Origin of the sequence: Lysobacter niastensis, assembly GCF_031457115.1 — a bacterium.
Taxonomy (GTDB): domain Bacteria; phylum Pseudomonadota; class Gammaproteobacteria; order Xanthomonadales; family Xanthomonadaceae; genus Lysobacter_J; species Lysobacter_J niastensis_A.
On record NZ_JAVDVY010000003.1, the window covers coordinates 96,809 to 117,939 of the forward strand.

The following is a 21,131-nucleotide window of genomic DNA, read 5'->3' on the forward strand; positions in this document are numbered from 1 at the left end:
CTGCTCAGTCTTGCTTAGTCGTGCTTCGGTCGTAATTCGGTGGCGCTTAGGCCGTGCGGATCAGTAAGGCACGTCGCCGATGATTCCGGCCCGTTCCATCTTTCGATGGCACGGCGGGTAATCCATCACTGCGTAGTGCTGGGTGCTGCGGTTGTCCCAGATCGCGATGCTGTTGGGCTTCCAGCGCCAGCGCACCTGGTACTCGGGGATCTGGGCCTGGCTGATCAGGTACTGCAGCAAATGCTGCGCTCCCGGTGCGTAGTCCTGGCCGTAACGCACGTTGTCGGGCGAGTGGAAGTTGGTGAAATGCGTGGTGAAGGCGTTGACGAACAAGACCTTCTCGCCGGTATCCGGATGGGTTCGCACCACCGGGTGCTCGGCATCGGGAAACTGCGCTTTCAGTGCGAGGCGCTTCTCGACCGGCATGGCGGCGCCGAACGTGGCCTCGATGCTGTGGCGGGCACGCAGGCCGGCGATCTGCTGCTTGATGTGCTCCGGCAGCTTCTCGTACGCGAGCGCCATGTTCGCCCAGATCGTGTCGCCGCCCGCCGGGGGGCATTCCACGCAGCGCAGCACGCAGCCGAACGGCGGCGCCGCGCGCCAGGTGGCATCGGTGTGCCACGCGTTCTCGTAACGGTCGTTGGGCTGGTCCGGCGACTTGTAGATGCGCACCAGTCCCGGATGATCCGGGTCGCTGCCGGCCACCGGATGATCCTCCAGCTCGCCGAAGCGGCGGGCGAAGGCCACGTGCTCGGCGCGGCTGATGTCCTGGTCGCGCAGGAACAGCACCCGGTGCTGGATCAGCAACTGGCGCAACTCCTGGAACAAGGCGTCGTCGTGGATGGCATCGGCCAGGCGGACGTCGGACAGTTCGGCGCCGATGGCACAGGTCAGTGGTTCGATGCGCATGTCAGCCTCACTCAGATGACGAAGATCGACGACCCGGTGGTCTTGCGCGACTCCAGGTCGCGGTGCGCCTGCACCGCGTCCTGCAGCGCGTAACGCTGGTTGATCTCGATGCGGATGCGGCCGGCGCCGACGTGGTCGAACAGTTCGGCGGCCAGCTCGGCCTTCTCGGCCGGGTCGGCGATGTAGTCGGCCAGCGCCGGACGGGTCAGGTACAGCGAGCCCTTCATCGCCAGCAGCTGCGGATTGAACGGCGGGATCGGACCCGATGCGGTACCCACGCAAACCATCAGGCCGCGGCGCTTGAGCGAATCGAGCGAGGCCTCGAACGTGGTCTTGCCGACGCTGTCGAACACCACCGACACGCCCACGCCACCGGTCAGCTCACGTACGCGCTTGGCGACGTCCTCGTGGCTGTAGTTGATGACGTGGTCGCAGCCGTGCGCGCGCGCAATTTCAGCCTTGGCCTCGGTAGAAACCGTGCCGATCACGGTCAGCCCGAGCAGCCGCGCCCACTGCGCGACGATCAGGCCGACGCCGCCGGCCGCTGCGTGCAACAGGATCGAGTCGCCGGCGCGGAACGGATAGATGCGGCGCATCAGGTAGGCCGCGGTCAGGCCACGCATGGTCATCGCCGCGGCGGTTTCGTAGCCGATGGTCTCGGGCAACTTGATCAACGGTGCGGCCGGCACCAGGCGCTCGGTGCTGTAGGCGCCCAGGGTGTTGACGAAGCCGGTGTAGGTCACCCGATCGCCGACGCTGACGTGGTCGACGCCCGGGCCCAGCGCCTGTACGACGCCCGCCGCCTCGACACCGATGCCCGCGGGCAGCGGAATCGGATAGGTGCCGTTGCGAAAATAGGTGTCGGCGTAGTTCAGGCCGACCGCGACGTGACGCAGCCGCACCTGACCCGGGCCTGGCTCGCCGACCTCGACCGGCTCGTAGCGCAGAACCTCGGGGCCGCCGGCCTCATGAAATCGAACCGCGTGGGCCATGGCAGTCTTGCAACCTCTCTGGAAACCGGGAGCCCCTGATAGGGCGAACGCTTCCGACTATAGGCAACGGGGGTGCGCAACTCTTGCCAAACGGCGACAATGACTTGTCATTTCATGACATCCACCCGAGCCGCCGACCGCCCATATGAGCACCCTGATCCGTGCCGCCACCATGAAGAACTACTTCGAGGTGGCGCAGCAGCTCGGCCTCAATCCGCAGCCGTTGCTGAATGCGGCCGGCCTGAGCCGGACCATGCTGGCCGACCCCGAGCGGCGCATTCCGGCCGCCGCCGCCGTCAGGCTGCTGGAGGAATCCGCGCGCCAGAGTGGCTGCGACACGTTCGGCCTGCGCATGGCCGAGTCGCGGCAGTTGTCGGACTTCGGCGTGGCCAGTCTGTTGCTGATCCACCAGCCGACGCTGCGCGATGCGCTGGTGGCCACCATGCAATACCGCCACCTGCTCAACGAGTTGTTGGCGATCCATGTGGAGGAACGGGGCCGGACCGTGGTCATCCGCGAGGAGTTCGTGTCCGACGTGGGCACGACCTCGCGCCAGGCCATCGAACTCGCGCTGGGCGCCCTGTACCGCCTGTGCGGCTTCCTGCTGGGGCCGCACTGGAAGCCGCACAGCGTGAACTTCGCCCATGCAGCGCCGGAGAACCTGCTGGTCCATCGCCGCCTGTTCCGCTGCGCCACGGAGTTCGACCGGGAGTTCAACGGCATCGTCTGCGATGCCGCCGATTTGAACTTTCCCAATCCCTCCGCCGATCCGGCCATGGCCAGCTACGTCAAGCGCATGGTGGAGTCGCTGCCGGGCCCGGCCCAGAACTCCATCGCCACCGATGTGCGCAAGGACCTCTACATCCTGATGCCGATGGGACAGGCGACCATCGAGCAGGTGGCGCGCGGCCGGGGCATGAACGTGCGCACGCTGCAACGTCGGCTCGAAGAAGCCAACGAGATCTTCTCCCATATCCTCAACTCGGTCCGGGCAGAACTGGCGCTGCGCTACATGGAAAACCGGCAGTACTCGCTGCAGGTGGTCGGCCGTCTGCTGGGCTTTTCCTCTCCCAGTTCTTTCACGCGCTGGTTCAGCGCCGAATTCGGCATGGCGCCACGCGAATGGCGCAAGGCTGCCGGAAACACCAATGATGCTGGGTGAAGACGCGGCGAAACCCGGGCATTTCGTCCAGGGACTTCTACAAGTCGAAGCACCGGCGTCGCGGCAAGGCGCGTAGAGATACCCTACCTGTTTTGCTCCTCGCTGATCTCGATCACTTTGCTATTGGCTACGACGACCGCGATGGTTTTCCCTTCGCGAAAGTACTCCCACCGCTCGGCCACAACCGCGCCGAACTCGTTCTCTATTTCGACGATACGGTCGGGCTTGCCGAGGACTTCGACCACGATACCCACCGGATCATCTTCGGTGATGACACGGTTGCCTACTCTGACGGAATCGGCCATGGCCGATGTGGACAGGCCAACGGCAAGAAGCAGGGCAAGCACTGCGCGCATGGATGACCCTCGGGCGTCCTTGGGTGAGTTCTGCGTCAAGCTTACGCCTCCGCCGGACGATGGAATCCCTCCGATCGCAGCAGCACCCGCCCCGGCCTGCATCGCTTCAGACGGATAGGAAGCGCCCGGCTTGCTTGATCTGGCGTTGTGCCGGCGCCAGTGCGGCGAGTTGCTACCAGCGGGGCCGTTGCAGCCCCAGGTCGTTTTGAATTGGCGGAGAGAGTGGGATTCGAACCCACGGAAGGTTTGACCCTTCGGCGGTTTTCAAGACCGCTGCCTTAAACCACTCGGCCATCTCTCCGATTCGGTCGCCTCGCCGGCGGCGCGCATTCTCTCACGCCTGTGAGGGAATGCGTGGCTCCGGTATCGAGGCAGCGGTCGCGGCCTTGATGGACTCCGGGCATGGCTGGCCACCCTTGATGTCGCTGCACTGCAGTCGCGCGGATTCGACCAGGCCGGGCGCCTTCTCGGCGACGTAATCGATGAAGACGCGCACGGCCGGCAGCAGGCCCCGGCGTGATGCGAACACGGCGTGGAAAATGCCCTGCGGCAGGCGCCAGTACGGCAACACCACTTCGAGCTCGCCGCGGCGAACGGCCTCGGCGCAGACCGTCTCCGGCAACAGCGTGATACCCACGCCCTGCTGGGCCAGCGCCATCAGCATCGGGAAATCGAAACCCATCACGCGCGGCTTGAGTTCGACGCGGCTGACGTCGCCCTCCGGGCCGTGCAGTTCCCATCGCTGGCGGGCGTCGTCCTCGCTCATGCTGAGGGTGACATGGCTGGAGAGTTCGTCGGGGTGCTTCGGTCGGCCCATTCGGCGCAGGTAATCGGGGCTGGCGACCAGCAGTTCCTGGATCTGGCCGAAGCTGCGCATCACCAGGCTCCCATCGTCGTCGAGCTTGGTACGCACGCGCAGGGCGACGTCGATGCCCTCGTTGATGATGTCCACGCGCCGGTTGCTGACCAGCAATTGCACCCGCACCTGCGGATACCGCGCCAGGAACTCGGGCAACAGCCTGGGCATGTGCTGCTGCGCCATGCTGACGGGCACGCTGACGCGGATCACGCCGCGCGGCTCGGCGCTGAGCCGGTCGACGACTTCGTGCGCGGCCTGGGCTTCGGCCAGCATCGACTGGGCGTGGCGGTAGACGCTGTTGCCTACGTCGGTCACGGCGAAGCGGCGGGTGGAGCGCTGCAACAGGCGCACGCCCAGGTCGGTTTCGAGCTGGCTGATTCGACGGCTCAGTCGCGATTTCGGAATGCCCAACGAGCGCTCGGCCGCGGCGAACCCGCCGTGGTCGACCACCATCGCGAAGTAATAGAGGTCGTTGAGGTCGTGCATGGCATAATTCCAAAATCGGAACGGTTAGTGACATTTGACCAGCTTTATCCCACCAAGGCAACAACCTAGATTGGCCTCCAACGCGGCGCCCCTGCCGCGGCTCCCACCCAAATGAGGCCTCCCATGAAGCTCCTGCACCTCGATTCCAGCGCCCTCGGCGCCAATTCGGTGACCCGCGAACTGAGCGCCGCCGTCGTCGGCCGCTGGCAGGACGCCCACGCCGGCCTGACGGTCGAATACCGCGACCTGGACAGCAACCCGATCCCGCACCTGACCGGCCGATCGCTGGCCCAGGCCGATGCCGCCGAGGCGGCGGACGCCGCTGCCGTCATGCAGCAGTTCCTCGATGCGGATGTAGTGGTGATCGGCACGCCGTTTTACAACTTCGGCATTCCGTCGACCCTGAAGGCCTGGATCGACCGCATCGCGGTGGCCGGCAAGACCTTCAAGTACGACGAGAACGGCCCGCACGGCCTGGCCGGCGGCAAGCGCCTGATCATCGTCAGTGGCCGCGGCGGCATCTATGGCGATGCCAGCCCCGCTGATTTCCAGGAGACCTACCTGCGCCACGTGTTCGGGTTCCTGGGCATCACCGATATCGAGATCGTCCGTGCCGAGGGCGTCGCCTACTCGGAGCAGCACCGCACCGACGCGCTCGCCGCGGCGCGTGCATCGATCCCCCAGCCGCTTCGCGAGGCGGCCTGAGACCGCGGGCCGGCATCCCCTCCCCTCCGACGCCGGTCGCGCAACGGGCCCGCAATGCGGGCCCGTTTTTTGTTCACGAGTCTGTTCGGCGGCTCAGCCAATGCGTTCGAGCCCGCCCATATAGGGGCGCAAGGCCTCCGGCACCATGATCGAGCCGTCCGCGTTCTGGTAGTTCTCCATCACGGCTATCAGGGCGCGACCCACCGCGACGCCCGATCCGTTGAGCGTGTGCGCGAGTTCCGGCTTGCCGGTCGCGGGGTTGCGCCAGCGTGCCTGCATGCGACGCGCCTGGAAGGCTTCGCAGTTGGAGCAGGACGAAATCTCGCGATAGGTGTCCTGGCTCGGTAGCCACACTTCCAGGTCGTAGGTCTTGGTCGCGGCGAAGCCCATGTCGCCGGTGCACAGCAGCATGCGGCGATACGGCAGGCCCAGCTTCTCCAGCACCACCTCGGCGCAGCGCGTCATGCGCTCGTGTTCGGCATAGCTGTCTTCCGGCGCCGTGATGGAAACCAGTTCGACCTTCTCGAACTGGTGCTGGCGGATCATGCCGCGCGTGTCGCGGCCGTGGCTGCCTGCTTCGGCGCGGAAGCACATCGAATGAGCGGTCATGCGCAGCGGCAGCGCGTCGGCCTCGACGATTTCGTCGCGGACGATGTTGGTCAGCGGCACTTCCGAGGTCGGGATCAGGTAACGTCGATGCGAGGCCTCGCCATCGCCGACCGCGGTGGCGAACAGGTCCTCCTCGAACTTCGGCAACTGGCCGGTGCCGCGCATGCTGTCGGCGTTGACCAGCAGCGGGACGTTGGTCTCCTGGTAACCATGCTCACCGACATGCAGGTCGAGCATGAACTGCGCCAGCGCACGATGCAGGCGCGCGATCGGGCCGCGCAGTACGGTGAAGCGCGAACCGCTGAGCTTGGCCGCGGTATCGCCATCGAGCCAGCCGTTACGTGCGCCAAGCTCGACGTGGTCCTTGACCGGGAAATCGAAGGTGCGCGGCGTACCCCAACGGTGTTGTTCGGCGTTGTGGGCCTCGTCGTCTCCCAGCGGCACCGACTCGTGCGGCACATTGGGCATGGTGAGCGCGATCGCCTCGATCTCGGCGCGGATGGTTTCCAGGCGTGTCTCGCTGGTCTTGAGCTCGTCGCCGAACCCGGCCACTTCCGCCATCAGCGCGCTGACGTCCTCGCCCTTCGCCTTGGCCTGGCCGATCGCCTTGGAGCGCGTGTTGCGCAGGTTCTGCAGTTCCTGCGTGCGGATCTGGATTTGCTTGCGCTCGGCTTCCAGCGACTCCAGCGCACTCGCGTCCATTTCGTAACCACGGGTCTGGCGCAGGCGCGCGGCGAGTTCGGCGGGGTTATGACGCAGCAGGTTCGGATCGAGCATGGCGGAGGAAGACGAAGGGGTGATCGAGTTCGCGATTATCGCGTGTAAACGCGCTCACGGGCGACCAATTGCCTAACCGTTAACGCGGATCCACGCAGAATCCGGAGGATCCCGTCCCCGGAGCCCGCATGTCGGTCCCTACTCCCGCCCCTACGCGCCGCTCTTTCCACCTCGCCGATTGGCGCCCGTCCAAGCGATCACTGCTGTGGGTGCTGCTTGCTTTCGTGGCGGGGCTGGTGCTGTTCGCGCTGGCCACGTCCGGCGGGCGCAAGGACGAGTTCTATCGGGCGGATATCACCCCTCCCACGGCTACGGGCCCGGGTTATGCGCCGTTGCCGACTCCCCTGCCGGCTGCGCGGGACACCGCCAGCGGGTTGGGCAAGGCGCCCCCTGCAGAGAAACCTTCCGCCGAGAGGCCGCGCCTCGTCGAAACGGCGCCGCCGCCGATCCCGCCCCAAGTCGCGACGGCACCCACCCCGGTGCCCGCATCCACGCCGAGCAGCGACCCCAAGCCGATCCCGGGAAAATCGCCTGCCCCTCGTTATCCCTCGCAGGCTTTGCGTCGCGGCGAAGGCGGCACCGTCACGGTGCGCGCCGAAATCGGCGCCGACGGCGTGCCGAACGAGGTCGGTGTCGCCAACAGCAGCGGCTCGCGCCAACTCGACCGCGCCGCCATGGACGCCGTGCGCCGCTGGCACTTCACCCCGGCAACGCGTCAGGGCGAAGCCGTGGCCGGCACCGTCGTTGTGCCGATCACGTTCGATGCCCGTCGTTGATGCGCCGTTACTGCGCGACTGAATTACGGCGACGGATCAGCCCGTAGGCGATGCAGCAACCGAACAGGATCTCCAGCGGGGCCCGCGAGTACTCGAAGCGCCAAAGCAGCGAGTCGAAGGCATTGGCCACCAGCACAATGCCGAAGCAGCCAGCGAACACACAAAGCGTGGCCGTGGTGATGACGCTACTGCGCCACGCCAAAACCAGCTCGCGCATCAGCAGTACGAACACCAGGCCGAGCAGGCCGGCGCCTACCAGGCCGATGCCGACGAAGGCGTCGAGGTAGGCATTGTGAAGGTGGACATGGCGCACGCCGCCCGTATCGAGGTTGGCCTGCCCGATCAGCGCATGGGTACTTCTCATGCCCCAGCCGAACCACGGGCGTTCGCGCCATTTCTCGACACCCAGCTCGTAAAGCTGAAATCGGATGTTCACCGCTTTGATGGTGACGTCGGCATCCCCTTGTGCCGAAGACGCGGGAGCAGGCGCGGGCGTCCACGGGGCGGAAGACTCCGCCAATCGGGCGACAGACACGGGAGCGTCGGGCGCGACCGATGCCGCAGAAGCAACGGGGGCGGAAGGCGGCGGCGCGGACGCAACCGGTTCAGCCAGCGCCGATCTTGGCGGGAGAACCGGAGTGACCGTTGCCGGCCCGGTAGCCGTCATGGACGACACGGCCGTGCGTGCAGCCGCAGGCGCGGGAATGGGGGCAGCGGAAGCAGCTGGAGGCGAGGCCTGCGGCTGGGATAGAGGCGTGGGCGCGGGACCATCGCGCACGACGACCGTCTCATCAGCCGTTTCGCGCTTGAGCAGCTTCTCCGCGCTGGACAGCCTTCTCGATACGATATCGCGCGTCGCCAGCAGCACGATTCCCGACAGAAGCACCACGACGATTGCTGGCCAGACCCTTGTCATCCGGCCATTCCCCCTGCGCATCCACCACAGGCCAGCCATCACGGCCGGCAGCGTCACTGCAAACGCGAGCCAGGCGCCGCGCGACTGCGAAAACAGCAGCGCAAAGAAACAACCGGCGTAAGCCACGAGACAGATCACGGCGAACGTTGCCTGATGTTTCTTGCTCCCGCTACGGCGCCATATTGCGACCATGAGGCAGACCGCAAGCCAGCCGGCGACGGCGGCCAGCTGCCCCGCCAGGTTTTCAGGAATGCCAAAACGCGGCCTGAGCTCCCCATCAAGTACAGCCGACAGCTCCGACCAGGGCATGAAGATCAGCACACCCGAAAGCAGACCCAGCACCATCAACGCAAAGAGATAAGGAATGGCACGTGGCACCAGCGAAAGCCACCAGCCGATGAAACAACTGAAAACGCCGAGGCGCACCAGCTTGCTCGCCGTAGTGAGCTGCCCCGAGAACTCCATCGGTGGCGCAACGGGAGACAGCCATGTCACGTAGGCTGCCTGGAACACCAGGAACCCGGTAAGCAACAGCACCGCACGCGACACCGGTTGCATTGCCAGTTCACGCCAAGGCTGACCTCCCACCAGCAACAGGGCGATCAAGAGGACGAAGGAACCGTACTCCGAGCGGAACTGCCAGCCAAAATGCGTCATGGCGAAGAAGGCCTGGAATGCCATCGCCGCGATGGCCAGGCGCAGGACCCCGTTCGGAACGGCAGCTGCAACCTCGGGATCAACCCAGCGGGGCAGTCCCAGGCGCTCTCTTGTCCGCTCCGACGGCGGAAAACCTGTCACGTAGTCGTTCACGCCAATGTTCAACGATGCCGGGACATCACCGCCGGCCATCGCACCCTTCCTGTTGGTCATTGCAGAGTTGATTTCCTATCACATTAATCCTGTACGGCCGCGTGCCGGCGATCCGAGCTCCCAAGCGCGGCATTGGCGCCGGCCGAGGTGCGACACTCTACTCTAACGTTCGTTTCAGGACCGAGAACTGGCGGCGATCTCGTTTCCGGTATCGACCTGCATCCCGACACGGCGCGCCAATGCTTCGAACCCGGGGAAGGAGGTGGCGACATTGGCGATGTCGCCGATCCGGACGTCGCCGTCCGCGCGCTGCGCCGCAACGGCAAAGCTCATCGCGATGCGGTGGTCGCCACGGCTGTCGATGGTGCCGCCGGACATCCTGCCAGGCACGATGGTGGCTCCATCCGGATGCTCCTCTACTTCCAGGCCCAGCACGCGCAGGCCACCGGCCATGGCCGCAATCCGATCGGACTCCTTTACCCGCAATTCGGACGCATCTCGAATCACCGTCACGCCCTGCGCACAGGCTGCCGCCACGAACAGCACCGGGAACTCGTCGATCATGTCCGGAACCAGTTCGCCTTCGATCTCGATGCCATGCAGCGGCGCATGCCGGACCACCAGGTCGGCCACGGGCTCGCCGCCCTGCTCCGCCGCATTTTCCTCACGGATGTCCGCGCCCATCCGGCGCAACGCGGTCAACAGCCCGGTGCGGCGTGGGTTCATGCCGACCGCCTCCAGCCGCAATTCCGAGCCCGGCACGATGCTGGCCGCGACCAGGAAGAACGCCGCCGATGAGAAGTCGGCTGGCACGGCAACATCACGACCGTGCAAGCGATGCCCACCGCTCAGGCGGGCGAACCCCGGCGAGAACTCGATCGGCCAGCCGAACGCCGCGAGCATCCGCTCGCTGTAGTCGCGGGTCGGGTGCGGTTCGCGCACCACGGTTTCGCCATCGGCGTACAGGCCCGCCAGCAACAGCGCCGACTTCACCTGGGCGCTGGCGACCGGCAAGGTGTAGTCGAGGCCACGCAGTCGGCATCCACCCTGGATGCGAAGCGGCGGCACGCCTCCCGCTTCGGAGCCGATGACCGCGCCCATGCGTTCCAGCGGCTCGATCACGCGACGCATCGGCCGCTTCGACAGCGACGCGTCACCCACCAGCACGCTGTCGAACGATTGCCCCGCCAGCACGCCCGCCAGCAGTCGCATGCCGGTGCCCGCATTGCCGCAGTCCAGCGGCGCGTTACTGCCCTTCAGGCCGCCAAGGCCTACGCCGTGGACGATGCGTTCGTTGGCACTCGGCGTTTCGATGCGCACGCCCAGTTGCCGGAACACCTGCGCCGTCGCCCGGGTGTCTTCGCCTTCCAGAAAACCGCTGATGCGGGTGATGCCTTCGGCCAGAGCGCCGAGCATGATCGCCCGGTGCGAAACCGACTTGTCTCCCGGCACGCGCAGGCTGCCGCGCAGCGGACGACCAGGGCGCGCCACCCAGTCCAGGCGTATTGGATTCATTCCAGCACCGCGTCGATGGCCGCAAGCAGGCGACGATTCTCGTCGGTATCGCCGACCGTGATGCGCAGGCAATCGGGAAGCCCGTACCCGCCCATCGGTCGCAATACCACGCCGCGCGCCACGAGGTCGGCCTCGGCCTGCGCGGTGCGGGAGCCGAACTCGACCAGCACGAAATTGGTCTGCGACGGGTAAACGCGCAGGCCGCGCTTCGCCAGGGCGTCGCTCAACGCGGAGCGCTGCTCGGCGTTGCGCGCGCAGGCACATTGCAGGTGGGCTTCGTCGCCAAGTGCGGCTTCGCAGGCGGCCAACGCCGGGCCATTGACGTTGAAGCTTTCGCGCAGCCGCTCCATCACCGCCACCAGTCCGGGGGCGCCGAGGAGATACCCCACGCGCAACCCGGCGAGGCCGTAGGCCTTGCTGAAGGTGCGGGTCAGCAACAGATTGGGATAAGAGGCCAGCCACGGCAGCGCGCTCGCCGCATCGGCATCGGCATCGGCCATCTCGGCGTAGGCCTCGTCCATCACGACGATCACTTCGCCAGGCACGCGAGCCATGAATGCCGCGAACGCCTCGCGGCCGAACCAGGTTCCGGTCGGGTTGTTCGGATTGGCCAGGTACACCAGCTTGGTGCGATCGGTGATGGACGCGGTGATGGCATCCAGGTCATGGCCCAGCGGCATCCTTGGATGCTCGCGCGGCAAGGCTTCCACCACGCGCATCGTGGCGCCGGCGGCTTGCGTCGCCAGCGCGAACACGGCAAAGCCATAGCGCGAGAACACGACGTCCTCGCCAGGGCCGGCGAACACCTGTCCCAACATCATCAGCAGCTCGTGTGATCCGTTGCCGAGCAGGATCTGCGATGGATGTACGCCGTGCCTGGCCGCCAGTGCGCGCTTGAGGTCGGCACCCAATGGATCGGGATAGCGATGCAGCGCGTGCAGCTGATCGACGATCGCCTGGCGCGCGGCCGGGGACGGACCGTAGGGATTCTCGTTGGACCCGAGTTCGACCAGTTGCGATTCGCGGAAGCGCCGGCGCAACGCCACCAGGTCGTGCCCAGGATCGTACGCGCGCAGTCGTTGCACGCCTGGCTGCGCACGCGCCGCGAACCACGCTTCGTCATACGCGATCATCGTATCGTCGCCTGGATTCGCTGCCGCGCTCATGCGATCGCGACCGGGTACGAGCCCAACACCTTCACTTCCTGCGCGTACTCGTCCAGTTCCTCGACGGCGCGGCGCATCGCATCCTCGTGGACGTGGCCGCCGATGTCGATGAAGAAGGCGTACTGCCACAGGCCGGTGTGGCCCGGCCGGGACTCGATGCGGTTCATGCTCAGGCCGTGTTTCGCGAACGGCGCCAGCACGTGGTACAGCGCGCCGGGCTGATCCTTGATGAAGACCAGCAGCGAGGTCCGGTCGTTGCCGGACGGCGGGAACAGCTCGCGCCCGATCACCAGGAATCGCGTCGTGTTGTCAGGCCGATCCTCGATTGGCCCCGCCAGCGACTTGAGGCCATAGACATTGGCCGCGCTGATGCCGGCGATGGCGGCGGCATCGTCGGAACTGCGCGCGCGCCGTGCGGCTTCGGCGTTGCTGGAGACCGGGATCTTCTCCGCCTTCGGCAGGTACTGGCGCAGCCAGGCCTTGCACTGCGCGAAAGACTGCGGATGCGAATAGACCCGCTCGATGTCCTCGATGCTGCCGCTGCGCGAGAGCAGGTGCTGGTGCACGCGCAACTCGACCTCGCCACAGATCTTGAGCCTGGAGGTCAGGAACATGTCCAGCGTCGACTGGATCGTGCCCTGCGTGGAGTTCTCCACCGGCACGACACCGAAATCGGCGTGGCCGGCCTCGACCTCCTGGAACACCTCTTCGATGCTCGACAGCGGCAGACCGTGGATCGAGTGGCCGAAGTGCTTGTAGACCGCCTGTTGCGAGTGCGTGCCTTCCGGTCCGAGGAAACCGATCTTCAGCGGCTCCTGCTGGGCCAGGCAGGCCGACATGATCTCGCGGAACAACCGCACCAGCACTTCGTCGTTGAGCGGCCCATCGTTGCGATCGACGACCCGGCGCAGCACCTGCGCCTCGCGCTCCGGACGGTAGTAGTCCACCGCCGCCGCCAGCTTGCCCTTGGCCTTGCCGACCTGGTTGGCGAACTGCGCGCGTTCGGCGATCAATTGCTGGATATGGCGATCGATGCCGTCGATGCGCTCGCGCAGTATCGCCAGATCGGGCTTGGCCACGGTCTCCGCTGGCGCTTTCCTGGCCGGCGCCTGCTTCGGCGCCGGCGGCTTTTTGCTCTTGCTCATTTCAACCGTGCCATGTCAGCCGTTTCGTTGCTGGAAGTCGCGCATGAAGGAAGCCAGCGCCTGCACGCCCGCCTCCGGCATCGCGTTGTAGATCGACGCGCGCATGCCGCCAAGGGCGCGATGGCCCTTGAGGGAGATCAGGCCCGCGGCTTCGGCCTCCTTCAGGAACGGCTTGTCGAGCGCGTCGTCGCGCAGGAAGAACGGCACGTTCATGCGCGAGCGCGCGGTCGTCGCCACTTCGTTGCGATAGAAGCCGCCCGAACCGTCGATCACGTCGTAAAGCAAGGCCGCCTTGCGCGCGTTGCGCCTGGCGAACTCGGCGACGCCGCCTTCCCGGATCATCCACTTGAACACCAGGCCGGCCAGATACCAGTTCCAGGTCGGCGGCGTGTTGAGCATCGATTCGCCCTTGACGTGGGCGCGATAGTCGAGGATCTCGGCGCGCGGCTGGCCGGCGCGTTCGAGCAGGTCGCGACGGACGATGACGACGGCGACGCCGACCGGACCCAGGTTCTTCTGCGCGCCTGCATAAATCAGGCCGAACTTCGACACGTCCAGAGGCTCGGCCGCGATCGACGAGCTGAAGTCGGCAAACAGCGGAACGCCGCCAACGTCGGGGATGTCGCGAAATTCCACCCCGTGGATGGTCTCGTTGGCGGTGTAGTGCACATAGGCCGCATCGTCCGACAGCTTCCATTCACTGCGCGCCGGGATGTCGCGGAAGCCACCGCCCTCACCATTGGCGACGATCTGTGCATTCACATAAGGCTTGACCTGCTTCAACGCGGTCTTGCCCCAGTGGCCGGTGATCACGTAGTCGGCCGTCTGGCCAGGGTTGGCGAAATTCAGCGCAATCAGCGCCTGCTGGGTGGTCGCGCCGCCCTGCAGGAACAGCACGGCGTAGTCGTCCGGAATGGCCATCAACGTGCGCAGATCCGCCTCGGCTTCCTGCGCGACCTGCATGAACTCGGGACCGCGGTGGCTCAACTCGACGATCGAGGCGCCCACGCCGTGCCAATCGAGCATTTCCGCCTGCGCTTGCAGCAGCACCGGTTCGGGAAGGGTCGCGGGGCCGGCACTGAAGTTGTAGGCGCGGGACATGAATCGCTCCATCGGCAATTGGGGGTGAAAACCTAGTATGCCGCAGTGCAGCAGACAACGCGCCCATGGTTTCCCGCGCAACTTTTTGCCCCGCCGCTCCCTCTATAGTTCAGGAGCAGCGCGCCCCCGCCGCTGCCGGAGCCGAACATGTCGTTGCGCGATGCCTTGAATATCCCCGCGTCTGAAATCACCGACGAAACCGTCTATCGCGAGCGCCGGCGCCTGCTCGCTGCGCTGGCCGCCGCGCCAGCCATGGGACTGGCGGGTTGCGCCGATGCGGAACCTCCGCCGCCCGCGAAGGTGGTCATCACGCCCGAACAGGCGCGCTCGGGCTTTCATACCACCGAGACCCTGACCCGAGTGGAGGACATCACCTCCTACAACAACTTCTACGAGTACGGCACCGGCAAGGCCGACCCGTCGCGCGCGCCACGCACGCTGCGCACCAGCCCCTGGACCGTGGCCGTGGGCGGGCATTGCGCCAAACCGGGCAAACTCTCGCTCGACGATCTGCTCAAGGGCCTGACTCCGGAAGAACGCGTCTATCGGCTGCGCTGCGTCGAAGGCTGGTCGATGGTGATCCCATGGCTGGGCGTGCCGTTGGCCGATGTACTCAAGCGGTTCCAGCCGACCTCCCAGGCCAAGTACGTCGCCTTCACCACCCTCGCCGACCCCAAGCAGATGCCGGGCATCGACTATCCCGCGCTGGATTGGCCCTACCGCGAGGGACTGCGCATCGACGAAGCGATGCATCCGTTGGCGCTGCTCGCAACCGGCCTGTATGGCAAGCCGCTGCTGCAGCAGAACGGAGCGCCGGTGCGGCTGGTCGTACCGTGGAAGTACGGCTTCAAGAGCATCAAGTCGATCGTGGCGATCACCTTCGTCGAGAAGATGCCCGAAACCAGCTGGCACGATGCGCAGGCCAGCGAATACGGATTCTTCTCCAACGTCAATCCGACCGTCGACCACCCCCGCTGGAGCCAGAAGACCGAGCGGCGCATTTCCGGCACCGCCAGCAAGCTGTTTGCCGAGCGCATTCCTACCCGGCTGTTCAACGGCTACGCCGATCAGGTCGGCAGCCTGTACGCCGGCATGGACCTGAAGAAGTGGTTCTGATGGGCACTGCGACCTGGCGTCCCGGTGCCCGTGCACTGCTTGCCTCCAAGACCCTCGTGCATCTGCTGGCGCTTACACCGGCCGCAATCCTGGGCTGGCAGATCCGGCAGGAGATGCTGACCGGCAGCGGTGGCCTCGGCGCCGACCCCGTCGCCGAGATCGAACATCGGCTGGGGCTGTGGGCGCTGCGCTTTCTGATGATCACGCTGGCCATCACGCCATTGCGCCAGCTGACCGGGCAACCGGCCTTCCTGCGCTACCGGCGCATGCTCGGCCTCTACACGTTCTTCTATGCGACGCTGCATTTCACCGCCTACCTGGTGCTGGACCTGCGCGGCTACTGGGCGCAGATCTTCGAGGAGATCGCCAAGCGCCCCTACATCACCGTTGGCTTCACCGCCTGGCTTTTGCTGTTGCCGCTCGCCATCACGTCGACCCAGGCGGCGATCCGCCGGCTGGGTCGTCACTGGGCGCAACTGCACAGGCTCGTCTATGCCATCGGCGTGCTCGCCGTGCTGCATTTCTGGTGGCTGGTGAAGTCCGACATCCGCGAGCCGGCGCTCTATGCCGGGATCCTCGCGGTGCTGTTGGGGTGGCGCCTGTGGAAACGGCTGCGCGCGGTCAGCGCGCGCCGTACAGCAACAGCAGGCTGAGCGCTGCGGCCATCAGCAATGCCGCGAGCAGCAGCCAAGGCATCCGGCGCATGGGGTTCCGCCGCGGACGCGGTGCTTCTTCGCTTCCGTGGACAACCGACGTATCCGCCTTCGGCATCCCAGCCGAATTGCCGACACCGGGGCGACCGACCGGCGCTTCGATCACGAAACGATGCTGGAGATCGAAAACCACCTGGTCGCCCGGATGCAGCAGCGCGTCGCGGACGGACACGCCATTGACCAGGCTGCCCTCGGCCGAACCGGCGTCGCGCAGCACCACGCCATCGGCATGGGGTTCCAGCCGCGCGTGATGCTCGGCGAACGCGGGTTCGTTGATGCGCACGTCGCAGTCGGCGGCGCGTCCCACCGCCCGCGACTGATCCAGCGAAAAAGCACGGCCGTGATGCAGGCCGCCGATGCCGCGCAAAACCAGGCGCGCCTCAGTCGCGGCGGGTCCACTCACCGGTGGCGCCGGTGGCGGCTCGCTGCCAAGCAGCATCAACTCCACGCCGTTGACGTAGATCGCATCGCCCACCCGCAGCATGGCCATGCGCCTGACCGGCCGGCCGTTGACGTGCAGCCCCCTCACCCCTTCGCGCACCTGCAGCCAGACGCCACGACGGTCCACGCACAACTGGGCGACCGCCTCGTCCAACTCCTGGACGAGCACGGCATCGCCGCTGCGGTCGATGCCAAGCGCATGCACGCCCGGGCTCAGCGCCAGGTCGGCATGGGGTCGGTTCTGGAATCGAAGTCTGAGGGCTTCCACTCCGCGGGAATCTAACATGACGTCGCGCACACTTGGACGCTGTCGCCTTCGCCCCGCACAATAGCGGCCACTCCCGGAGGACCACATGTCGAACATCGATATCCGCCATGCGCATTCGCTGCCGCCCAAGCAGGCCCATCAGGCGGTGCAGGAAGTCGCCGAGAAGTTGGCCGAACGATTCGGCGTCGCGTACTCATGGGACGGAGAGGACACGCTGCACTTCAACCGCAGTGGCGTCGACGGCCATATCGCACTGGACCCGCAGCAGTTGCGCGTTACCGCGCATCTGGGGTTCCTGCTGGGCGCGTTGAAGGGCCCCATCGAGGCCGAGATCCGTCGCGTGCTGGACGAACGCTTCACCTGATCCGCGCTTTTTCCAAGCCTATTTGATCGCGACCATCGCAAACGGTCGCGGATCTCCGTCGAACAGCCGCCGCGCCAGTTCTCGCTCGTCGGCTTCGATTTCGGCGATGAAGGTGCCGGCATCCCCCAGCGCGCCGAACGCGGCAAAGCCGCGCTCAAGAAAACCCTGCAGTTCTTCCAGCCCCGCGGCTCGCGCCGGGCCGCGAGAGAGTCTCAGCAGCATGGAGACTCCGGGCAGGCGCAATGCCCTGCCCAGATCGACGCCCACTTTGGCCAGCAGTTCGATCTGGTGGTCGCGCAGGCGCGGCAGGCCGCAGGCGCGATAGGCCTGCGCATAAAGTTCGCCGTCGAGATCGCGTAATTCGGGGGCAAGCGCCTGCAACATGCCGGCCATGCGCAGGTCCAGGGCATGGGTCAGCAGGCCCAGTTCGATGGCGTCGGCGATCGTCGTCAGCAGCGCCGCCGGCAACAGGCGTTGCATCATCGGCAGCACTTTGGCGACGTCGGCGTCGCGACGACTGAAGTCGCGGTCGTTGTAGACATCGCTGAGAAAGAACTGCGCGGCCGGGCGGCGCCTGGGATCGCGCAGGAAGCGGTCGAAGCTCGCCTCCAGCCGAAGCGCCTGCCAACGCCGCACCTCGGGCAGCCAGCGCAAGCGGTTGCGTGGCTCGAGGTTGGGATCGTGCAGGGATTGATGGCGTGCCAGCAGGCAGCCAAGCCGTGCGGAAAGGTCGCGGTTCCTGGACATTGCCCGGCGATCATCGGCTGCGGCGCCGGACCGGCGCAAGCCACGGGCTGGGCTACACTCGGGCCACTTCCGTTGTGTAGCCGTCTTCATGCTGTCCATCCACACCGCCCGGCAACGGACGCCCAAGACTCCCGGGACGCCGGCCCGGATTGGCCTGGCCGTGGCCGGGGGCGGCCCGATCGGCGGCATGTACGAACTGGGTGCGCTGCGCGCCCTCGACGAAGCCTTCGAAGGCCTGGATCTCAACCGCCTGGACTGCTACGTCGGGGTCAGCAGCGGCGCCTTCCTCGCGGCCGCCCTGGCCAACCGCATGGACACGGCGGAGATGTGCCGCATCTTCATCACCGGCGACAGCGACGATGTGCAGTTCCGCCCCGAGACGTTCATGCGTCCGGCCTTCTTCGAATACATGCGTCGCGCCGCCAGCCTGCCGCGCCTGGCGACGCAGTGGTGGCGCGAGTTGCTGTTCGCGCCGCGCGAGGCGCGTTGGGCCGACCTGATCACCCGCTTCGGCGGTCTGGTGCCCAACGGTTTGTTCGACAACACGGAGATCGAGCGCTTCCTGCGCGATGTGTTCACCCGTCGCGGCCGCAGCAACGATTTCCGTGAACTGTCCGCGCCGCTTTACGTGGTCGCCGTGGATCTGGACAGCGGCGAGGCGGTGAAGTTCGGCGGTCCCGGCTGGGACGACGTGCCGATCTCGCAGGCGGTGCAGGCCAGCGCCGCCCTGCCCGCGCTATATCCGCCCGTGGAGATCCGTGGACGCCACTTCGTCGACGGTGCCCTGCGACGCACGATGCATGCCTCGGTCGTGCTGGAACAGGGCATCGACCTGATGATCGGCCTCAATCCGCTGGTGCCGTTCAACCAGAACGAGGGCATGGCCGTCGAACACGACCGCAGCCTCGCCGCCGGCGGCCTGCCGACGGTGCTCTCGCAGACCTTCCGCACGCTGCTGCAATCGCGGATGCAGGTCGGCCTTGCGCGCTATAGCCAGCAGTACCCTGACATCGACCAACTCGTGTTCGAGCCCAATGCCCGCGACAGCGAGTTGTTCTTCACCAACGCCTTCAGCTTTTCGTCACGCCGGCGCATCTGCGAGATCGCATACCGCAACACGCTGGCCGACCTGCGCCGGCACGCCGACACGCTGCGGCCGCAGCTGGCCGCCCACGGTATCCGCCTGCGCGACGAGATCCTCGCCGACGAGCGCCGCTCGGTACTCGATGGCATCGCCCGGCCGTCGCGCGACACCGAGACCACGGCCCGTCTGAAGCGGGCCTTGGACGATGTCGAGCACCGGGTTGCACAGACGCCCGCCGCGGCGCCGAAACGACGGGCGCGTCGCGTCACGCGTTGACCACGGCTGGTGTGAAAGCTCTAGAGGGCGGGGCCAATGTGGCCTCACCACGATCACGCCCGACGACGGAGCGCACATGGCTGCCAAGTTCAAGAAGACCGCAAAGAAGTCCACGGCCGGGAAGGCCAGTGCGCAGCAGCAGGCCGACCGCCTGTCACGCAGCCTGAGCGAATCGGCCCAGCAGATCTGGCTGGCCGGCGTCGGCGCCTTCAGCCGCGCCCAGGCCGAGGGCACCAAGCTGTTCGAAGCGCTGGTCAAGGAGGGACTGACGCTGGAGCAGACCGCTCGCAAGTTCGCCGGCGGCCAGGCCGACGTCGTGCGCGACGTGGTCGAATCCAAGGTCGGCCAGGCTCGCGAACGTGCCACCGACACCTGGGACCGCCTGGAGAAGGTGTTCGAGGAGCGCGTGCAACGTGCCCTGGTCAAGCTGGGCGTGCCCGGCCGCGACGACCTCAACGAACTGAGCAAGCGCGTCGATGCATTGACCAACGAACTGCGCAGGCAGGGCGGCGCTCCGGCCCGCAAGGCCGCAAAGAAGACCACGGCCACCAAGACGGTGGCTGCGCGCAAGGCTCCGGCCAAGAAGGCTCCGCGCAAAAAGGCCGCATCCGCCTCCTGACGCGGCAACAGATTTAACGCCCGGCCCACCGGGCGTACCGCCAAAAGCCCGCCAGTCCGCCCTTCCGTATGCTCCCCTCCCCTTACGGTTCCGGACTGGCGGGCTTCCTATTGCTGGCCTGACACACGCGAAGTCCCTCGCCGACCCGTGTTGCCCCACTTGAACCCGTGACCGGCTCCACGGGCCTCGTGCGAGCGGCGGCGGTATAGTTCGCGCCTTCAGGGATCGGCCTGCTCGCATGCTCAACGGTTTTTCCGTCACTACCGCACTCATCATCGCCGTGCTGCTCGGCGTCGCGTTCACCGCGTACTTGTGGCTGGTCCACCGCAAGCAGGCAGAGGCCCGCGCCGGCATCGAAGCGTTGTCGGCAATGCGCTGGCGCGAGTTCTCGCGGCTGGTGATCGAGGCGCTGCAGCCGCGCGGCTTCGTCGCCGAATCGATCGAGGATGCCGCCGACCGGGGACAGGAGGCCGACCTGCGCCTGAATCGCGACGGCCAGATCTGGCTGCTGTCATGCAAGCAGGGCGCGAATTACCGCATCACGGCCCCCATGGTGAAGGAACTTTCCGACGGCATCCGTTTCCACGGCGCCAAGGGCGGCATCCTGGCCACGCCCGGGAGAGTCGAAGCCGAGGCACGCAAGGCCGCGTCCGGAATCGAGCTGTACGACGGCAACGCCCTCTGGGCGCTGGTGAAGCCCCTGCTCCCGGCCACCGTGCACAACGACCTGGCCGCCCAGGCCCAGACGCGCACCGCGCGCCAGACCGCCATCGCCTGGGGTGCGGCGCTGGTGCTCGGCTTTGTACTGGCCGCGCTGCTGGCCGGACGGACATCGGACAAGTCGGCCGCTCCGGCAGAGACTACCGAAGCCACGTCATCCGACGCGCCCGCACCGGTACCGGTCACCGCACCGTCCGCCTCCGCCGCCAATGGCATGACGGCGCCGGCTCCGCCCGATCCGGGTCGTGAAGAGTTCGAACGCAACGAGGTCATCCGCAGCGTCTCGGCGCTGCCGGGCATCGACAAAGCCATGTGGTCGACCCGGTCCACGCTGATGGTCTATCTGCGCGAAGACGCCGGCGACCCGGTCAAGGACATCTGCGCCGTCCTCGAACGTTACGAAGACCTGCGGGTCTCGCGGCTGCACCTGCAGCCCCCCGCCGGAAGCGACCGCCGCGTCCGCTTCCTGCAGTGCCGGACCTACTGAGTCCGGCACTGC

21 protein-coding genes and 1 tRNA gene are annotated in these 21,131 nt (G+C 66.6%); 9 read left to right on the forward strand and 13 right to left on the reverse strand.

Annotation, left to right across the window (positions count from 1 at the left end):
- Positions 1–60: 60 nt before the first annotated feature.
- The gene (locus tag J2X06_RS15030) at positions 61–909 is read right to left on the reverse strand and encodes a TauD/TfdA dioxygenase family protein (RefSeq protein WP_310063813.1); all 849 of its coding nucleotides are present in this window, start codon (positions 907–909) and stop codon (positions 61–63) included.
- 11 nt (positions 910–920) lie between these two features.
- Positions 921–1,901, reverse strand: a complete 981-nt coding sequence (locus J2X06_RS15035) for a quinone oxidoreductase family protein (protein ID WP_310063815.1) — start codon at positions 1,899–1,901, stop codon at positions 921–923.
- Between the two features lie 145 nt (positions 1,902–2,046).
- On the opposite strand from J2X06_RS15035, the gene J2X06_RS15040 reads away from it, so the two are divergent.
- On the forward strand, positions 2,047–3,063 hold the full coding sequence (locus tag J2X06_RS15040; protein ID WP_310063817.1) for an AraC family transcriptional regulator: 1,017 nt from the start codon (positions 2,047–2,049) through the stop codon (positions 3,061–3,063).
- An 83-nt stretch (positions 3,064–3,146) separates the two neighbouring features.
- Here the strand turns inward: J2X06_RS15040 and J2X06_RS15045 are convergent, their stop codons facing one another.
- The 3 genes from J2X06_RS15045 to J2X06_RS15055 all read right to left on the reverse strand — a co-directional run bounded on the left by J2X06_RS15045 (position 3,147) and on the right by J2X06_RS15055 (position 4,764).
- Positions 3,147–3,419 (reverse strand): DUF2845 domain-containing protein, encoded by a 273-nt coding sequence (locus tag J2X06_RS15045; protein ID WP_310063818.1) that lies wholly within the window; start codon positions 3,417–3,419, stop codon positions 3,147–3,149.
- Positions 3,420–3,630: 211 nt separating this feature from the next.
- Positions 3,631–3,720 (reverse strand) — tRNA-Ser (locus J2X06_RS15050).
- Between the two features lie 33 nt (positions 3,721–3,753).
- Positions 3,754–4,764, reverse strand: a complete 1,011-nt coding sequence (locus J2X06_RS15055) for a LysR substrate-binding domain-containing protein (RefSeq protein ID WP_430539607.1) — start codon at positions 4,762–4,764, stop codon at positions 3,754–3,756.
- A 123-nt stretch (positions 4,765–4,887) separates the two neighbouring features.
- On the opposite strand from J2X06_RS15055, the gene J2X06_RS15060 reads away from it, so the two are divergent.
- Entirely contained in the window at positions 4,888–5,469 is a 582-nt protein-coding gene (locus J2X06_RS15060; RefSeq protein WP_310063820.1) for an FMN-dependent NADH-azoreductase, read from the forward strand.
- Positions 5,470–5,562: 93 nt separating this feature from the next.
- Here J2X06_RS15060 and serS read toward each other — a convergent pair whose 3' ends face one another.
- A complete protein-coding gene (gene serS, locus J2X06_RS15065; protein WP_310063821.1) occupies positions 5,563–6,855 on the reverse strand; it encodes a serine--tRNA ligase in 1,293 nt (430 codons plus the stop codon).
- Between the two features lie 128 nt (positions 6,856–6,983).
- Here serS and J2X06_RS15070 point away from each other — a divergent pair, with 128 nt between their 5' ends.
- The gene (locus tag J2X06_RS15070) at positions 6,984–7,631 is read left to right on the forward strand and encodes an energy transducer TonB (protein ID WP_310063823.1); all 648 of its coding nucleotides are present in this window, start codon (positions 6,984–6,986) and stop codon (positions 7,629–7,631) included.
- A gap of 7 nt (positions 7,632–7,638) precedes the next feature.
- On the opposite strand, the gene J2X06_RS15075 is transcribed toward J2X06_RS15070, so the two are convergent.
- The 5 genes from J2X06_RS15075 to serC form a co-directional block, all read right to left on the reverse strand.
- Complete coding sequence (locus J2X06_RS15075) at positions 7,639–9,417, reverse strand: O-antigen ligase family protein (protein WP_310063824.1); 1,779 nt, start codon at positions 9,415–9,417, stop codon at positions 7,639–7,641.
- A 114-nt stretch (positions 9,418–9,531) separates the two neighbouring features.
- Positions 9,532–10,872 (reverse strand): 3-phosphoshikimate 1-carboxyvinyltransferase, encoded by a 1,341-nt coding sequence (aroA, locus tag J2X06_RS15080; protein ID WP_310063825.1) that lies wholly within the window; start codon positions 10,870–10,872, stop codon positions 9,532–9,534.
- Positions 10,869–12,005, reverse strand: coding sequence for a histidinol-phosphate transaminase (gene hisC / locus J2X06_RS15085; RefSeq protein ID WP_310063827.1), 1,137 nt, complete (start codon positions 12,003–12,005; stop codon positions 10,869–10,871). The genes aroA and hisC overlap by 4 nt, the downstream gene beginning before the upstream one ends.
- A gap of 29 nt (positions 12,006–12,034) precedes the next feature.
- Positions 12,035–13,183 (reverse strand): prephenate dehydratase, encoded by a 1,149-nt coding sequence (gene pheA, locus J2X06_RS15090; RefSeq protein ID WP_310063829.1) that lies wholly within the window; start codon positions 13,181–13,183, stop codon positions 12,035–12,037.
- A 15-nt stretch (positions 13,184–13,198) separates the two neighbouring features.
- The gene (serC, locus tag J2X06_RS15095; protein WP_310063831.1) at positions 13,199–14,284 is read right to left on the reverse strand and encodes a 3-phosphoserine/phosphohydroxythreonine transaminase; all 1,086 of its coding nucleotides are present in this window, start codon (positions 14,282–14,284) and stop codon (positions 13,199–13,201) included.
- A 147-nt stretch (positions 14,285–14,431) separates the two neighbouring features.
- Here serC and msrP point away from each other — a divergent pair, with 147 nt between their 5' ends.
- Both msrP and msrQ read left to right on the forward strand, forming a co-directional pair.
- Positions 14,432–15,400, forward strand: coding sequence for a protein-methionine-sulfoxide reductase catalytic subunit MsrP (gene msrP, locus J2X06_RS15100; RefSeq protein ID WP_310063833.1), 969 nt, complete (start codon positions 14,432–14,434; stop codon positions 15,398–15,400).
- Positions 15,400–16,053: a protein-methionine-sulfoxide reductase heme-binding subunit MsrQ gene (gene msrQ, locus J2X06_RS15105; protein WP_310063835.1), complete on the forward strand. Its 654-nt coding sequence runs from the start codon at positions 15,400–15,402 to the stop codon at positions 16,051–16,053. The genes msrP and msrQ overlap by 1 nt, the downstream gene beginning before the upstream one ends.
- On the opposite strand, the gene J2X06_RS15110 is transcribed toward msrQ, so the two are convergent.
- On the reverse strand, positions 16,022–16,822 hold the full coding sequence (locus J2X06_RS15110; protein ID WP_310063837.1) for an FHA domain-containing protein: 801 nt from the start codon (positions 16,820–16,822) through the stop codon (positions 16,022–16,024). The genes msrQ and J2X06_RS15110 overlap by 32 nt on opposite strands.
- Positions 16,823–16,907: 85 nt before the next feature.
- On the opposite strand from J2X06_RS15110, the gene J2X06_RS15115 reads away from it, so the two are divergent.
- Positions 16,908–17,186 carry a polyhydroxyalkanoic acid system family protein gene (locus J2X06_RS15115; protein ID WP_310063838.1) on the forward strand — a complete coding sequence of 93 codons (279 nt, stop codon included), beginning with the start codon at positions 16,908–16,910 and terminating at the stop codon, positions 17,184–17,186.
- An 18-nt stretch (positions 17,187–17,204) separates the two neighbouring features.
- Here J2X06_RS15115 and J2X06_RS15120 read toward each other — a convergent pair whose 3' ends face one another.
- Positions 17,205–17,933 (reverse strand): FFLEELY motif protein, encoded by a 729-nt coding sequence (locus J2X06_RS15120; RefSeq protein WP_310063840.1) that lies wholly within the window; start codon positions 17,931–17,933, stop codon positions 17,205–17,207.
- A gap of 88 nt (positions 17,934–18,021) precedes the next feature.
- On the opposite strand from J2X06_RS15120, the gene J2X06_RS15125 reads away from it, so the two are divergent.
- From J2X06_RS15125 to J2X06_RS15135, 3 genes are all read left to right on the forward strand, one after another.
- The gene (locus J2X06_RS15125; protein ID WP_310063841.1) at positions 18,022–19,293 is read left to right on the forward strand and encodes a patatin-like phospholipase family protein; all 1,272 of its coding nucleotides are present in this window, start codon (positions 18,022–18,024) and stop codon (positions 19,291–19,293) included.
- Between the two features lie 76 nt (positions 19,294–19,369).
- Positions 19,370–19,912, forward strand: a complete 543-nt coding sequence (locus tag J2X06_RS15130; RefSeq protein ID WP_310063842.1) for a phasin family protein — start codon at positions 19,370–19,372, stop codon at positions 19,910–19,912.
- 238 nt (positions 19,913–20,150) lie between these two features.
- On the forward strand, positions 20,151–21,119 hold the full coding sequence (locus J2X06_RS15135; protein WP_310063843.1) for a restriction endonuclease: 969 nt from the start codon (positions 20,151–20,153) through the stop codon (positions 21,117–21,119).
- Positions 21,120–21,131: the final 12 nt, after the last annotated feature.

Bases quoted from the DNA above. Each gene is read 5' to 3' on its own strand.
- J2X06_RS15030 (WP_310063813.1), bottom strand. From the start codon at position 909: ATGCGCATCGAACCACTGACCTGTGCCATCGGCGCCGAACTGTCCGAC.
- J2X06_RS15035 (WP_310063815.1), bottom strand. From the start codon at position 1,901: ATGGCCCACGCGGTTCGATTTCATGAGGCCGGCGGCCCCGAGGTTCTG.
- J2X06_RS15040 (WP_310063817.1), top strand. From the start codon at position 2,047: ATGAGCACCCTGATCCGTGCCGCCACCATGAAGAACTACTTCGAGGTG.
- J2X06_RS15045 (WP_310063818.1), bottom strand. From the start codon at position 3,419: ATGCGCGCAGTGCTTGCCCTGCTTCTTGCCGTTGGCCTGTCCACATCG.
- J2X06_RS15055 (WP_430539607.1), bottom strand. From the start codon at position 4,764: ATGCACGACCTCAACGACCTCTATTACTTCGCGATGGTGGTCGACCAC.
- J2X06_RS15060 (WP_310063820.1), top strand. From the start codon at position 4,888: ATGAAGCTCCTGCACCTCGATTCCAGCGCCCTCGGCGCCAATTCGGTG.
- serS (WP_310063821.1), bottom strand. From the start codon at position 6,855: ATGCTCGATCCGAACCTGCTGCGTCATAACCCCGCCGAACTCGCCGCG.
- J2X06_RS15070 (WP_310063823.1), top strand. From the start codon at position 6,984: ATGTCGGTCCCTACTCCCGCCCCTACGCGCCGCTCTTTCCACCTCGCC.
- J2X06_RS15075 (WP_310063824.1), bottom strand. From the start codon at position 9,417: ATGACCAACAGGAAGGGTGCGATGGCCGGCGGTGATGTCCCGGCATCG.
- aroA (WP_310063825.1), bottom strand. From the start codon at position 10,872: ATGAATCCAATACGCCTGGACTGGGTGGCGCGCCCTGGTCGTCCGCTG.
- hisC (WP_310063827.1), bottom strand. From the start codon at position 12,005: ATGATCGCGTATGACGAAGCGTGGTTCGCGGCGCGTGCGCAGCCAGGC.
- pheA (WP_310063829.1), bottom strand. From the start codon at position 13,183: ATGAGCAAGAGCAAAAAGCCGCCGGCGCCGAAGCAGGCGCCGGCCAGG.
- serC (WP_310063831.1), bottom strand. From the start codon at position 14,284: ATGTCCCGCGCCTACAACTTCAGTGCCGGCCCCGCGACCCTTCCCGAA.
- msrP (WP_310063833.1), top strand. From the start codon at position 14,432: ATGTCGTTGCGCGATGCCTTGAATATCCCCGCGTCTGAAATCACCGAC.
- msrQ (WP_310063835.1), top strand. From the start codon at position 15,400: ATGGGCACTGCGACCTGGCGTCCCGGTGCCCGTGCACTGCTTGCCTCC.
- J2X06_RS15115 (WP_310063838.1), top strand. From the start codon at position 16,908: ATGTCGAACATCGATATCCGCCATGCGCATTCGCTGCCGCCCAAGCAG.
- J2X06_RS15120 (WP_310063840.1), bottom strand. From the start codon at position 17,933: ATGTCCAGGAACCGCGACCTTTCCGCACGGCTTGGCTGCCTGCTGGCA.
- J2X06_RS15125 (WP_310063841.1), top strand. From the start codon at position 18,022: ATGCTGTCCATCCACACCGCCCGGCAACGGACGCCCAAGACTCCCGGG.
- J2X06_RS15130 (WP_310063842.1), top strand. From the start codon at position 19,370: ATGGCTGCCAAGTTCAAGAAGACCGCAAAGAAGTCCACGGCCGGGAAG.
- J2X06_RS15135 (WP_310063843.1), top strand. From the start codon at position 20,151: ATGCTCAACGGTTTTTCCGTCACTACCGCACTCATCATCGCCGTGCTG.